Raw genomic sequence first — 13,679 nt, forward strand, 5'->3', positions numbered from 1 at the left:
ATGGGTCATCAAAAGCAAACATCGAGGCTTAACTGAAGGAGTTACATCGCCATGGCGAAAGAGAACAAAGCCCCAAAGCAGGAGAGCGTGTCCGCCCAACCCGCGACCACGCCCACCTCACCAACCGCTACCAGCGGCAAGAAATCCAGGAAGACGACCAGGAGCGCGCAGATCGGCGGAACCGCTGTACAGGGAGCCAAATCAACACAGCCACGCCAGCCAATCGACAACAAGGCTTCCAAACAACAACAGGAATATGAGAGCTATAACCGCACCATGCGCCGACGTATGGAGCAGATGGGTACAGGCCCTGAGAGCGAAGATGACCGCCTGAAAAAGATGCGCCAGAAGCGCCAGGATCGTGTCGACCGTCGCAAAGAGCGCCTGGAAGCCGAGCGCGCCAGGTTGAAATCCGCCGCGCCCATTGGCGGCGTCAAGCTCGGGCGCCAGACCCTCTTCTTCGTGCTGGGCACGCTGGCCATAGTGGTGCTGATCATCGTGATCTTCATCATCATCCGCCACCCCTTCTAGCTACTACTCTTGTAAAAGAAATAGAGAACGCATTGTGAACAGAGCCGAAGGCTCTGTTCACAATGCGTTCTCTATTTCTTTTACAAGACTTTTGCTTCGTAGTGGCTGACCAGGCTTGAGCGCTCACCCTGGCCGCTACCTGTGCTCCCGCCACCATGATGCTCTTTGAACATCGGATGATTGGTATATTCCTCCATCGCCTCTTTCGATTCCCAGCGGGAAACGGCGAGCACGGTGTTATCTTCGCCTTTCCACAGCTCCATACCCAGATACCCCTTAAAGTGCTTCATTCTGGGCGCCTCACGCTCAAAAGCCTCCATCATGGCCTGCATACGCTCGGCGGGAACGGCAATCTTATTGACAGCTACAAACATTGTCTATCACTCCTATTTCATGGTAATTGTGCTATTTTCTACTGTTATTATAGTCTCTCAAGAGAGGTTTTTTCACGCTCATGCATACCTTCGCGCCTGCGGCGCTCAGGGTAAGGGTGTATGCGTGCAGAAAATGGAGCTTAGCTCCATTTTCTGCACGCATACACCCTTACCCTAAAGGCTCGCTGCGCGAGCCAGGGCAAGCATCCTCAACGCAATAAAGCTGCTAAAGTGATATAGTAGAATAGAAATCTTATACTATGGAATAGGGACATTCGCAATGCACTTGACATTACTTGACATCATCGTTCTGTTTGTCTCCGCTGTTATAGGTGGTACACTCAATTCGGTCGCGGGCGGCGGCAGTTTCTTCTGTTTTCCCGCGCTGCTCTTTACTGGTCTTCCTCCCATTCAGGCTAACGCGACAAACACGCTTGCGCTCTGGCCAGGCTCTATTGCCAGTACCAGTGCCTATTGGCAGGAGATTCGGCGCCAACGGCCCGCAGTCCTGATTATCCTGCTCATCAGTAGCCTGGTTGGTGGCATTATTGGCGCGCTGGTACTACTCGGGACACCTCAGAATACCTTTGTGCAACTGCTTCCCTTTCTCCTCCTGCTGGCAACAGTGCTCTTCGCCGCCAGCCCCTACTTTACCGCACGCCTGCGGGCTCGCATGGTAGGGAGCTCCGCCATCAGTATCCCCACTCTCATAGGAATCGCCATCGCTCAGTTCGTTATCGCCATCTATGGTGGCTTCTTTGGCGGTGGCATCGGCATTCTGATGCTGGCAACGCTGGCCCTGATGGGCATGGACAATATCCACGAGATGAACGGCGTCAAGACACTGCTGACAGTTGTCATCAACGGGGCTGCGGCCTTCCTCTTTATTTTCAAGGGAGCCGTGCTCTGGCCACAGGCACTTTTGATGATTGTGGGCACCATCCTGGGCGGCTACGGAGGCGCGTACTATGCGCGCAAGATCGATCCACGCTATGTGCGCATCTTTGTGATTGTGGTTGGCGTTCTCCTCACCATCTACTTCTTTATTCGCACTTATCTATGAGCGCGTGTACAGAGTCTATTGATAAGCTACAACAAATTATCCTGTATACCCTCTGCCCGCTCCAACAATTCATGGGTAATAACCCGATTCTCTAAAGGTTTAGAGAATACAAGAGAGGTAGAGGCTGTGCTAAAGCGGGAGAGTTGCTCAATGACTTGCTCCAGGTGAGGCATCGAGGTAACTGCCACTTTAACGACGACACAGTCAGCTCCTGTCACTTTATAACATTCCAGAACCTCAGGAATCTCGCTGGCCTGGGCAGCAACACGTGCGCAACTCTCTCCCACAAAACTTCCCAGGCGAATTATAGCGAGGATTGGCAAACCTAATTTGGTCAGATTGACCTCTGCATGATAACCAGTAATAATGCCCGCTTCCTCCATCTTCCGCACTCGCTCAGCGACCGATGGAAGAGAAAGTCCAACGCGCTGGCCCAGTTCTTTGTAAGAGAGGCGCGCATTCTGCTGCAATTCATAGAGCAAGCGCCAACCTGTTTCATCCAGTATCTTTTCAAATTCTAAAGACATTATGATATTTCCCCTTCTTAAATTAGGCCAAACAAAAGAAATAGCTTCCTTTATTTCTGTATTCTCGCACAAGAGAAGTATATACTAGGCGCATCAAATTGATGTATCCATCCACTACTAGCGAGAAGGCAAAGGGCTTATGCATAAATCAAGACCACTAAGCTTCGGTATTAAAACGGCACAACGACATGCAACGCATGATGCATTACTGGACGTTTGGCAAGCGGCAGATAACATTTCCATTTTTGAGCATGCCTGGATCAATGATCATTTCATGGGCCTGGGCAGTACTCCAACAGGTCCTTATCTGGAGTCATGGACTCTACTTGCAGCACTTGCAGCTCAGACGCGGCGTTTACGGATTGGAGTCATGGTCACTGATAACACCTATCGTCATCCCGCACTTCTGGCGAAGATGGCCGCAACGGTTGATGTCATTTCCCACGGTCGGCTGAATTTCGGTATTGGGACAGGATGGTCAGAGCAGCAACATCACGCCTATGGCATTCCCCTTCCCCCACCTGGAGAACGCATTCGCCGTTTAGGCGAGGCATGTGAACTGATCCGGCGACTATGGTCAGAGCCTCTAGTAACCTTTGAGGGTCGCTACTACCAGTTGAGCGAGGCGCCTTGCGATCCCAAGCCTCTTCAAAAACCATCTCCCCCCTTTGTCATTGGCGGTGAAGGTGAGCAAACCTTGAAAGTTATTGCTCAGCATGCAGACATCTGGGATTGTAGTGTTGAATCTCCTGAGATCTATCAGCAGAAGAGTATTCTACTGGAGAATTATTGTGTGGCCATTGGTCGCGATCCGGCAAGCATTGAACATTCCAGGCATATCTCTGTTGACCCTTCTGATCTGAAGGCAGCATTTCAGGAGACCCGCTCATTTATAGAGGTTGGAGTAACACATATTATCTATCATGTGCCTGTGCCCGATTCTCAAAATCTCCTCCATCGCCTTGCAGAGGAAGTAGCTTTGCCTCTGCAAGCTGCATATAAGTAGTTATTGCCAGTTTAAAGACCAATTTCTCTCTTCAGAGGTGCCAGTCCAGGTGGCTCATCTCTTCGAGGAGAGAAATGTCTACCTGAAAATAGAGGTATTATTGTGCTGCTCTTTTTCTCTGCATTTGGACTGGGTCTTGCCCTCTTCGCTACTCCCGGTGCGATAACTGCCCAGCTCTTACGAGGTCTGGGGCGACGTGGCTTTCTTGGAGCTTTGTCGCTACAACTTGGTGCATTACTTGGGCTGCTCCTATGGGCTGTCGTCGCCTTGATTGGCGCGGCCTTCCTCGTACAAAACATGGTCGCCCGCATGCTTTTGGGGGCTACTGGTGTGCTGCTCTTGCTACTGCTAATGTGGCAGGCACTCAAAGATGCCTATCAAGGAAGTGTAGGCGAGAAGAAAGCTGCGAACGGGCAGGGAGATTTTATCCTGGGTATAGCGCTCACTCTAGCCAATCCATTCCCAGTCGTGTTCTGGCTCAGCGTTCTTCCCACGCTGATAGCAACGAGGCAAATGTCTCTTGATTTTAAAGAGGTTATGGTGTTTTTTGCTGGCTTTCTTGTTAGTGCATTATTATGGTCTGTCCTTATGTCAAGCTTGATATCCTATGGGCGGCGTTTCGTCACGCCAGCATTTTTCCGCCTCGTCAATCTCATCTGTGGCCTCGCCCTTGGCTTCTTTGCGCTCAAATTATTGTGGAGTATGCTCACATTACTGAATGGTTGACCCTGGTTGTTAACCGACGCTCTAAGCGGAGGAAGCGTCATTCTTGCAACAAGCGTGGCTGTTCCATCGTGTTACGCACAGGAAAGATCCAGTGGGATTGAGCGTGACTTTGCATTCTTACATGGCAATGTGTCATGCTATTAGTGCTGACCTTCCGTGTAGTTGCAATCACGTATTTAAAGAGAAGACCACTGGGAGAAGCCTCTCTCCCCAGATGGAGGAGCGCCTTTCGCCCCTCCCTTGCATGCATGAAATGATAGATACACACTATGAAACAGCAACACTCGCTTTCACCAACCGAGCACAATGACTCTGAGTCCGTCACAGCGGTCCCTTCAATCGCCTCTAACCCGGAGGGCGCGAATAAATGGGCGGTCCTTGCAATTGTAGGGGTAGGGGTCTTTATGGCGACCCTCGACTCTTCGATTGTCAATATCAGCCTGCCCGCCATCGCTCAGTACTTTCAGGTTCCGCTCAATGGTGCCGTTGAATGGATTATTATCGCCTACCTGGTCGCGACCGCCGCGATTCTATTGACTGCTGGTCGCCTGGCGGACATGCTGGGACGAAAGATAGTTTGGATCATTGGTCTGATCGTCTTTACTCTTGGCTCGACGATCTGTGGCGCCGCGCCCAACCTGACTACGCTCATCATCGCACGCGCTTTTCAGGGCCTGGGCGGCGCGCTGATCATGGCCGTCAGTCCCGCCCTGCTGACGAGCGCCTTTCCCGCCAGTGAGCGCGGGCGCGCCCTGGGCTTTAACGCCGTGACGGTCTCCCTGGGTGTCAGCGTTGGTCCGACCCTGGGCGGCCTGATTACCTCAACCCTGAGCTGGCGCTGGATCTTTTACGTCAATGTGCCTATTGGCATCATCGGCATTATCGCGACCCTGCGCATTTTGAAAGAGGCAAATAAGCGCAATCCCGGGCGCTTTGATCCGCTGGGCGCGCTTCTACTCGCCATCGGCATGGCCTCGCTAACTGGAAGCCTCTCCTTTGGAGGTGAAATTGGCTGGACCTCGCCCTGGATCCTGGCACTCATAGGCATTGGTGTGCTCGCACTCGCGGCCCTCCCTTTCGTCGAGCAGCGCGTCTCAAGCCCGATTATCGATTTCTCGCTCTTCCACAACCGCGTCTTCTTGTCGGCTAATCTTAGCCTGGTACTTAACTTCCTGGCCCTGTTCGCGGTCAGTTTTATGCTGCCCTTCTACTTTGAGGAGCTGCGCAAATTTCCAACCGAGCTGGCGGGCGTACTCCTGACACCCCTCCCATTGACCATCGCGGTCATCGCGCCCATCAGCGGCTCGCTTGCCGACCGCTTTGGCTCGCGCTGGCTCGCCGCTACTGGTATGACCATTGCCTGTCTGGGATTGGCGCTCATCAGTCAGCTCAATACCCAGAGTTCAATCTTTGATATCGTCTGGCGCCTGATCGTGGTCGGTATCGGACAGGCCATCTTCCAGTCACCCAATAATAGCGCTCTGCTGGGGGCGGCTCCCCGCCATCGCCAGGGTCTCGCGTCGGGCTTCCTGGCCACCGGACGCACGATGGGACAGAGCTTTAGTGTCGCTCTCGCCGGCGCCATCTTCGGCGCGCTGGGTGGCTCCGCAGCAGGTCAACTGCTCGGCACAAGCCATCCGCAGGACGCGCAGTTGACGACCCTGCAACAGACCTTTGTACACAGCTTCCAGTGGACCTTTATCATCTGCGCCTGTATCGCGGCGCTCGGCATCTTCGCCTCCCTGGTACGAGGCAAAGAAGACCGCTCCGCCAAACGCGCGTAGAAAGACGGATGCATATGTTATAATTCGCCACATGAATAGAACTGACCGCCTCCTGGCCATCGTCTTAGAGTTACAGGGCAAAGGCCGTCAACGGGCCGAGGATCTCGCCAAGACCTTCGAGACAAGTAAGCGCACGATTTACCGTGATATTCAGGCACTGTGTGAATCCGGTGTGCCTGTTGTCTCGATTCCGGGCCTGGGCTACTCGTTGATGGAGGGCTATTTCCTGCCTCCACTCAGTTTTTCCACCTCGGAGGCGACGATGCTCCTGCTCGGTAGCGATCTTATGGCGCAATATTTCGATGCGCAGTATCGCGAGGCCGCGCTCGCCGCCGCGCGCAAGATCAGCAGCGTCCTGCCACAGGAGCTACGTGCGGAGGTAGGTTATCTACAAGACAATATTATTTTTGTGACATCCAATGCCCACGGCTCCCTGGAGGAGCAGGGTAAGCTGCAGTTGCTGCGCCGCGCTATCCTCGACCGCCGACGCGTCAGCTTCACCTATCACCAACGCACAAACCCTGAAAGTGGACAGAATGTCGTAACGCCGCGCCAGGCCGATCCCTATCGCCTGGTCTCACTCTACGGTATCTGGAACCTGATCGCCTACTGCCACCTGCGCCAGGATAGACGCCACTTCCGCCTGGATCGCATGGAAGAGCTACAATTGTGTCCCAACACATTTGAACGCCCCGCCGAGCTTGCAAACCCGCCTGCACCTAGTGAGGCCCCACGCTCTATCGTCGTCCGCGTGCTCTTCCCGGCTGAGATCGCACGCTGGCTGCGTGAGACGCCCAATTACTATATGACCTCCAGCGAGGAGACCGCTGAAGGTCTGCTCGTCACCCTCCACGTGCGCCATGAGCGCGATATCCTGCAATGGCTATTGAGCTGGGGTCGCCAGGTACGTGTTCTCGAACCGGCATCCTTGCGCCAGCGCCTCGCGGAAGAAGCACGGGCTATGCTCCGCAACGCCGAGTGATGTATGGTGGTGATATGGCTGCGCCACATCACCGCCATACATCACTCACAAATGATATCTTTTATCCTTACAAAAGATTGACAAAAAGCAATACAAAACAATATCATATATTTATACTCCCTTTCCTATTCTATATCAACACATCTCTCTCTTCATGCCAGGAAGGCCTGCGATATGAATATTTTTGTCTTAAATATAGTGTTTGTGTTGCTTTTCCTCCTGCTGGGTCTGTATTTCGTGTTCTTCCTCTTGCTCCACTACCTCGCGAAACGCCGCCATACCGCCGCGCTTATTGCCCTGACATCCTGGCTCCTGCACCTGCCTTTATTTCGCTCACAGCTCTATGGAATGCGCGCCAGGGCCTATGGACAGCAGGGGGATTGCCGCCTCGCGATCCTGGACCTGGATTACGTCCTTGAAGGCCATCCCCACCTCGCCTGGGCCTACTATGAGCGGGGCACGCAGTATGCAAGTCTCAAAGATCACGGAGAGGCCATCGAGGACTTTAGCGAGGCGCTCGACCTGCATCCACGCCTGGTGCCAGCTTATTATGCACGGGGGCTTGTCTATAGTGCTGTGCGCGAGGAAGAGAATGCCTTAAATGATTTCGGTGCCGCTCTCGCGCTCAATCCACGCGTGACGGCTATCTACTTTCACCGGGCGCTGCTCCACCTGCGCAGCCGCGACTATAAGCTAGCGCTCCAGGATATCGATATGCTGATCCGCCTGCAACCCGATGAGGCCTCGACGTATAAATATCAAGGGATCTTCTATTATCAGCTAAAAGATTTTGAGCAGGCTCTCTCCTGCTTTAACTACGCGCTCCAACTCGATCCAGGCGATGCCGCAACCAGCCACCAGCGCGCCCTGGTACATATGGCACTGCACCAGTTGCCACAGGCACAGAACGATCTCAGCCAGGCGCTCGCGCGCGATTCACTGAGCCTCTGCTTTCACTATTCGCTGGCGGCCCTTCAGTTCTGCCTTGAGCTACCAGCACTCGATACTGAGGCCATGGCTAACCGCCTGGAGCAGATCGCCACCCTCAACTCAGCCCCGGAACTCTCGCTTCTCTGCTGCGCAATCGCCCTCTATCTGCGCCAGCAGCCAGAGGAAGCGCTCGCGTCCCTCCAACAGGCGCTAGTTCTCGACCCTAATAACAGCAATATTCATCTCTGGCTCTGCATCGTCTACGCCTCTCTCCAGCACGACCAGGAGGCACGCTCGGCACTGGATATCGCCCTGGAAAGCTCTCTGCCTCTGATACTTTTTACCCCTCTTCAACTTGTCGCGCCCCTAAACCCTGGCTTTTACCAGCAGGATGTGCTCCCCATCCTCTCCTCTCTCCCCTCACTACCAGCTCCCACTACCAATTAAATACAAACACACCAATATTAAAAATGCATAAAATAAATAGCAATATTTTCACAAAGTAGCGGTATAAGGCAATAGAGGTTGACATTAAGTATATAATCACCTATGATAAAACTTAAGCATTACCGCATGAGGTAGGTTCTGATGGACTCAGACAATACGCTTGAGTACCAGAAACGCGGAACAGTATACGCGCTAGCTGGCGATTATCAAAGCGCCCTAACCGAATTTACGCAGGCCATCGAGCTTCAACCCTCTGAGGCGGCGAACTATCATAGTCGCGCGCTCATCTATCGTGGTCTCAACGATCCCCAACATGCCCTGGCTGATCTTACTCAGGCTATCTCACTGCAACCCGAGTATGCCTCAGCCTACTATCAACGTGGGCTAACCTACTATGTATTAAAGGATTATCACAAGGCAATCCATGATTTTAGCATGGCCCTCTCGTTTGAGCATAACGATTTACAGGCCTTGCTCGGGCGCGCGATTAGCTACTATGCCTTAGAAGCCTTTCCCCAGGCTATTCTCAACCTGGATCGCGCCATCGCCTTTGATCCCGAGGAGGCGGGACACCTGGGAGCCTACTCCAATCGTGCCCAGGCGCATGCAGCCCAACAACAATACAATGAGGCTCTGGAAAACTTTCAGCGGGCCCTGCATTTCGCCCCAGATGATGTGCTCCTGCTCAATCGTATTGGCGCAACCTGCACCGATAGTGGCCACCCTGAGCAGGCCTTTCCCTATTATGATCGCGCCCTGAAGCTCTCCACCTCTACGCCCTTTACCTATAATAATCGCGGCGAAGCCTACCGCCTACAGCGACGTTACCAGGAGGCTATTGAGGACTTCAACCGCGCCCTGGCCTTAGATCCAACCCTGGCCACAGTCTATTATAATCGTGGGCTAACCCTGGCCGCGCTCAATGAGCATACGCGTGCCCTGCAAGACTTCCAGCACGCCTTAGAGCTTAATCCTGACCTCGATATTGTGTACGCCGACCGGGCGGCATCGTATGCCGCCCTGGGCATGTATAACGAGGCGCTACAAGACTTCCAGCGCAGCATAACGCATGATGAGGAAAATGTGCTCGCCATCTTCCAGCGCGGCACGACCTATCTACGCCTCAATGAGGCTCACAAGGCCTTGCAAGATTTTAATTACGTCCTCGCTCATGAGCCAAATTTCGCCCGCGCATATGCTCAGCGGGCCGAGGCACACCTGCGCCTGGGCAACCTGGTGCAGGCACGCGTAGACTATCGCCAGAGCTGGGAACTGGATAGCACGCACATCGAACCCGCCTGGATGGGAGCCTGGCTCGATATGTGCCTGGATGACTACCCTGGAGCGATTTCACCCGAAACGCTGGAGGAGATCGCCAGCCGCAATCCAGCCGATTATCATGCCTGCCTGTGCCGCGCCGTGGCCCACCTGCTACGCGAGCAACCCGAACGCGCACTCAGCGAACTGGCTGAAGCCTATAATCTCGATAGTCAGCACTGGGGCGCGCTCTTCTGGTTCACCATGGCCTGGGGAGCGATGCACCTGGATGAGGAGGCTTTCTCCGCATTGGATCACGCGATCCTTGATGCCCGCCTCCCCCTGCCACTCCTCGCCCCTCTGCGCTGGTTCCGCTACTCACGCCCCGAGTTCTATAACGGGCGCCTCTTACCCCTGCTCAAGCAGTGGTAAATTTTGCACTTAGCAAAAACATACCCCTTGACTTATTCGCTTTCTCCGCGCTAACATGAATATGTATTCAAATTCATGGAGGAGAAAGAATATTATGGTTGCTTCACTGCATACGAATGGCGAGGTATCTCTACCGCAAGGTATTGTACGGTATCGAGATGAGGGGACAGGGCCAACGCTTGTCTTCATTCATGGTTTACTGGTCAATAGTGCTCTCTGGCGCGATGTAATTGCCGCTCTTTCGGGCCAGTTTCGTTGTATTGCCCTGGATTTGCCTTTTGGAGCACAGACGGTTCCCCTACATGCCGATGCTGACCTTAGTCCATCAGGAATTGCTCAACTCATTGCTGATTTCTTAGTGGCATTAGATTTACACGATGTCACACTCGTCGGAAATGATACTGGTGGCGCCATGTGTCAGTTGACGATTGTCAATCATCCTGAGCGTATCACGCGGCTGATTTTGACGAACTGCGATGCCTTTGAGGATTTTTTTCCGCCACTTCTTAAGCCTTTTGCTTCTGGAGCGCGGCTCTTCGGAACCCGTTTCGCGGACTTTCTCACATGGGCGTTGCAGACGAAACGCGCGCAACGGGTTCTTATGGCGACTGTTTCTCTTCGGCACGCAGATGATGCGACGCTTGACGCCTATTTTTCGGCTCTCCGGAGTGGAAATAGAGAGATCAGGCGCGACCTTATCCAGTTCCTAAAGCAGGTCTCGAACCGTTATACAATAGAAGCCGCGAAATCTTTTCAGCATTTCCAGCATCCTGTGTTGATTCTATGGGGCAAGAACGATCTTTTCTTCTCGGCACGCAACGCCAGGCGGCTTCAACAGGCATTTCCTCATGCCAGGCTGGAATTTGTCTCGCGATCACGTGCCTTTGTACCAGAAGATCAACCTGTTCTCCTTGCTCAAAAAATTGTTGAATTTGTAGGTGAGTCAAGTGCATTCGGATCCAACAGAGAAGAGCGAGGCGAATCTGCGTCCGAATTTGTTGACGGGTCAGCAGTTTCCACCTCTCCCACAACAAAAGAGGAGTAAGCAAAAACGAGATGCGTTGTTGCAGGCAGCTCTGAGTCTCTTCGCGGAACGAGGATATGAAGCCACAACCATTGAAGAGATTGCCCATCAAGCAGGAGTAGCTGTAGGAGGCTTCTATCAACACTTTGCCTCCAAACAGCAACTCCTCCTTGTGCTTATGGACAGCTTTCTGAATGGGGTAGAAGATCTTTCTCAGCAGTGTACAGCAGACAATACCCTTGAGGCCCGTAGCGCTATCGAACAGGCTGTTCGTCAAAGGCTGCTCATTGACTGGGCCTATGTTGGAGCATACCGAGCATGGCGAGAGGCGACAGCGCTCAATGGAGAATTGCGGGCACTGCATGCGCAGCTTGAACAGTGGACAGCGCAACAAATCGAGCACATGCTACATACGTTGCTTCAAACTCCAGGAGCGAGAAAGGACGTAGATGTCACGGCACTTGCCTGGGTAGTAAGTTTGTTGTTCTGGCGACTGGCAGAAGTTCCACTCCAAGAGCCTGATACCGTCGTCTCCACAATTACATATATGCTCTATCATGCTTTGTTTATTGATGGGGCAGCGTATTGATATGTTCTCTCATTGGGAGAGATTGTCCCAATGAGAGAGCATATGAGAGTATATAGCAAGGAGATTAACTCCTCTCCAGCCGCTAAGGCAGGCTAGGACTGGTCCCACTTGACGAGCTCACCCGGTCGGCCAGGAACTCCTCCCAGGTCCGGGTACCATCGGCGTGGTCGGGAGTCAGGTTGGCGCCAGCCCGGTGTGCGCGGGCAGCCTGACCCGGCAGCCAGATCGGCATGATCAGCCGACGTTGGTGATTGGCGTGCAGGTAGGAGCGCAGCAGATCAGCGAAGGTATACACCCGCGGCCCACCGAGGTCAGGCACCAGGCCAGCAGGCTCGCTCAGGGTAAGCTGTACAAGCCGGGCTGCTACGTCGTCTGCATCGACGGGCTGGTACCGGAAGCCCGCAAAAGCCGGCACGACGGGCAGCTTCGCCAGGGCCTGCGCGAATGTGAGGAGCAAGTCGTGGAACTGGGTGGCCCGCAGGATTGTCCAGGGTATGCCGGAGTCGATCACGAGGTGCTCGGCGGCCCGCTTGGACGCGAAATAGCCGAACATGGCGCGGTCGATGCCGCTTTTGACTGGAACCTGGTCGGCGCCAACAACTGAAATGTACACCAGGTGGCGCACTCCGGCTTTCGTCGCTGCCCGGACCAGGTTTAGGGCCTTCTCCTCGTCTCCTTTGCTACTGCCCGCGCAGTGCACGATGATCTCGGTCCCCTCCACGGCGGCTTCGACACCCTCGCCCGTGGCCAGGTCACCGGTCACGAATTCGATACCCTCCCTGTTCTCGTGGCTGCTGCGGCTTAACACCCGTACCTTGCAGCCGGCGTCCCGTAGTCGGGGAATGAAGTGGCGACCGAGCGTACCGGTGCCGCCTGTGACCAGAATATGTTGCATATCTTTATTTCCTCTTTTGGTTTCTCTGTACTTTGAATATCTCTCAGAGACTCGTACAGGAGACGAGAGAGCACGGGCAGATGTGACACCTCTCGTTTGTTCTCTGTCCTAATATGGGCTTATAATACGAGGGGAGAAGGAGAAATATGAGCGATGGACGAATCCATGAACCAGGGAGAAGAGTTCGAGCACTATCGTATGCTGCTCTTTTCCATTGCCTACCGAATGACTGGTAGCGCGAGTGACGCGGAGGATCTTGTGCAGGAGGCCTATCTGCGCTATCAGGCGAGTGAAAGCTCGGAGATAGTTTCCTTGAAGGCGTATTTGACCACCATTATTACCCGTCTGGCGCTGGATTATCTGAAATCGGCTCGGGTCGCCCGCGAACAGTATATTGGAGACTGGCTGCCCGAACCGATCCTTACATTGGAGGACGAAGGGTTCCCACTAGCAGGCCTTGAGCAACAAGAAGCTCTTTCGCTGGCCTTTTTACGCCTGCTAGAAGCTCTCAGCCCGCCAGAACGCGCCGTTTTTCTCTTGCATGAAGTCTTTGATTACCCCTTTAGCGAAATCGGCAGCATGCTGGAGAAAAGTCCGGCCAATTGCCGCCAAATCTTTCATCGGGCCAGGCAGGCTTTGCAGGACAAGCGCGCGCGTTTCGAGCCGGAGCGCCAGCGCCAGCGCCAGCTTCTGCACAGTTTTCTTTCCGCCAGTCAGGCTGGGGACATGGCGGCTCTGACCAGCCTTCTGGCTCAGGATGCCGTCTCCTGGGCGGATGGTGGCGGCAAAGTGCAGTCGATTCTCAAGCCTATCCACGGCCAGCAAGCCGTGGCGCGTTTCTGGTGTTTCTGGCTAAGTCGAGAGCGCAAAAATCAGCGGCCTCTGACCGTGACGCTGGCCGAGATCAATGGCAGCCCGGCCATCTTGTTCTGGGAAGAGAGCAGCCTGGCCGTAGTCATCAGCCTGGCCCTGAGCGCTGTGGGTATTCAGGAGATCTATGCACTGCTGAACCCGGAGAAACTGGCCTATCTGCAAAAACAGCTCTCCAGCGACAGCAAGACGAAGCTGCTTTGAGTATCGCCAATTGCAATGATCCTCTTTCTATATATCAT

Annotated in this window: 14 protein-coding genes; 11 read left to right on the forward strand and 3 right to left on the reverse strand. The window is 53.9% G+C overall.

The genetic code is table 11. From position 1 onward, the window contains the following. The first annotated feature begins 51 nt into the window (after positions 1-51). A complete protein-coding gene (locus tag KTE_RS12450) occupies positions 52-531 on the forward strand; it encodes a hypothetical protein (RefSeq protein ID WP_201381392.1) in 480 nt (159 codons plus the stop codon). A gap of 80 nt (positions 532-611) precedes the next feature. Here KTE_RS12450 and KTE_RS12455 read toward each other — a convergent pair whose 3' ends face one another. After that, complete coding sequence (locus tag KTE_RS12455) at positions 612-905, reverse strand: antibiotic biosynthesis monooxygenase (protein WP_201370389.1); 294 nt, start codon at positions 903-905, stop codon at positions 612-614. A 280-nt stretch (positions 906-1,185) separates the two neighbouring features. Here KTE_RS12455 and KTE_RS12460 point away from each other — a divergent pair, with 280 nt between their 5' ends. After that, entirely contained in the window at positions 1,186-1,968 is a 783-nt protein-coding gene (locus KTE_RS12460) for a sulfite exporter TauE/SafE family protein (RefSeq protein ID WP_201381394.1), read from the forward strand. 26 nt (positions 1,969-1,994) lie between these two features. Here the strand turns inward: KTE_RS12460 and KTE_RS12465 are convergent, their stop codons facing one another. After that, positions 1,995-2,495: an Lrp/AsnC family transcriptional regulator gene (locus tag KTE_RS12465; RefSeq protein WP_201381397.1), complete on the reverse strand. Its 501-nt coding sequence runs from the start codon at positions 2,493-2,495 to the stop codon at positions 1,995-1,997. Between the two features lie 139 nt (positions 2,496-2,634). Here KTE_RS12465 and KTE_RS12470 point away from each other — a divergent pair, with 139 nt between their 5' ends. The 8 genes from KTE_RS12470 (at position 2,635) to KTE_RS12505 (ending at position 11,672) form a co-directional block, all read left to right on the forward strand. Beyond that, positions 2,635-3,501, forward strand: coding sequence for a TIGR03560 family F420-dependent LLM class oxidoreductase (locus KTE_RS12470; RefSeq protein ID WP_201381399.1), 867 nt, complete (start codon positions 2,635-2,637; stop codon positions 3,499-3,501). A 102-nt stretch (positions 3,502-3,603) separates the two neighbouring features. After that, positions 3,604-4,227, forward strand: coding sequence for a LysE family transporter (locus tag KTE_RS12475; RefSeq protein ID WP_201381401.1), 624 nt, complete (start codon positions 3,604-3,606; stop codon positions 4,225-4,227). Between the two features lie 269 nt (positions 4,228-4,496). Next, on the forward strand, positions 4,497-6,011 hold the full coding sequence (locus KTE_RS12480; protein ID WP_201381403.1) for an MFS transporter: 1,515 nt from the start codon (positions 4,497-4,499) through the stop codon (positions 6,009-6,011). A 31-nt stretch (positions 6,012-6,042) separates the two neighbouring features. Further along, positions 6,043-6,993: a YafY family protein gene (locus tag KTE_RS12485; RefSeq protein ID WP_201381405.1), complete on the forward strand. Its 951-nt coding sequence runs from the start codon at positions 6,043-6,045 to the stop codon at positions 6,991-6,993. 174 nt (positions 6,994-7,167) lie between these two features. Further along, on the forward strand, positions 7,168-8,370 hold the full coding sequence (locus KTE_RS12490; protein ID WP_201381407.1) for a tetratricopeptide repeat protein: 1,203 nt from the start codon (positions 7,168-7,170) through the stop codon (positions 8,368-8,370). A 141-nt stretch (positions 8,371-8,511) separates the two neighbouring features. Next, positions 8,512-10,059: a tetratricopeptide repeat protein gene (locus tag KTE_RS12495; RefSeq protein ID WP_201381410.1), complete on the forward strand. Its 1,548-nt coding sequence runs from the start codon at positions 8,512-8,514 to the stop codon at positions 10,057-10,059. Positions 10,060-10,153: 94 nt separating this feature from the next. Next, positions 10,154-11,104, forward strand: a complete 951-nt coding sequence (locus KTE_RS12500; protein WP_201381411.1) for an alpha/beta fold hydrolase — start codon at positions 10,154-10,156, stop codon at positions 11,102-11,104. Positions 11,105-11,120: 16 nt separating this feature from the next. Then, positions 11,121-11,672: a TetR/AcrR family transcriptional regulator gene (locus KTE_RS12505; protein ID WP_201381413.1), complete on the forward strand. Its 552-nt coding sequence runs from the start codon at positions 11,121-11,123 to the stop codon at positions 11,670-11,672. A gap of 82 nt (positions 11,673-11,754) precedes the next feature. On the opposite strand, the gene KTE_RS12510 is transcribed toward KTE_RS12505, so the two are convergent. Continuing rightward, positions 11,755-12,567, reverse strand: coding sequence for an SDR family oxidoreductase (locus KTE_RS12510; protein ID WP_201381415.1), 813 nt, complete (start codon positions 12,565-12,567; stop codon positions 11,755-11,757). Positions 12,568-12,720: 153 nt separating this feature from the next. Between KTE_RS12510 and KTE_RS12515 the strand changes: the two genes are divergently transcribed. Continuing rightward, positions 12,721-13,641 carry an RNA polymerase sigma-70 factor gene (locus KTE_RS12515; protein ID WP_201381417.1) on the forward strand — a complete coding sequence of 307 codons (921 nt, stop codon included), beginning with the start codon at positions 12,721-12,723 and terminating at the stop codon, positions 13,639-13,641. Positions 13,642-13,679 lie beyond the last annotated feature (38 nt).

Origin of the sequence: Ktedonobacter sp. SOSP1-85, from assembly GCF_016587415.1 — a bacterium.
Lineage (GTDB): Bacteria > Chloroflexota > Ktedonobacteria > Ktedonobacterales > Ktedonobacteraceae > Ktedonobacter.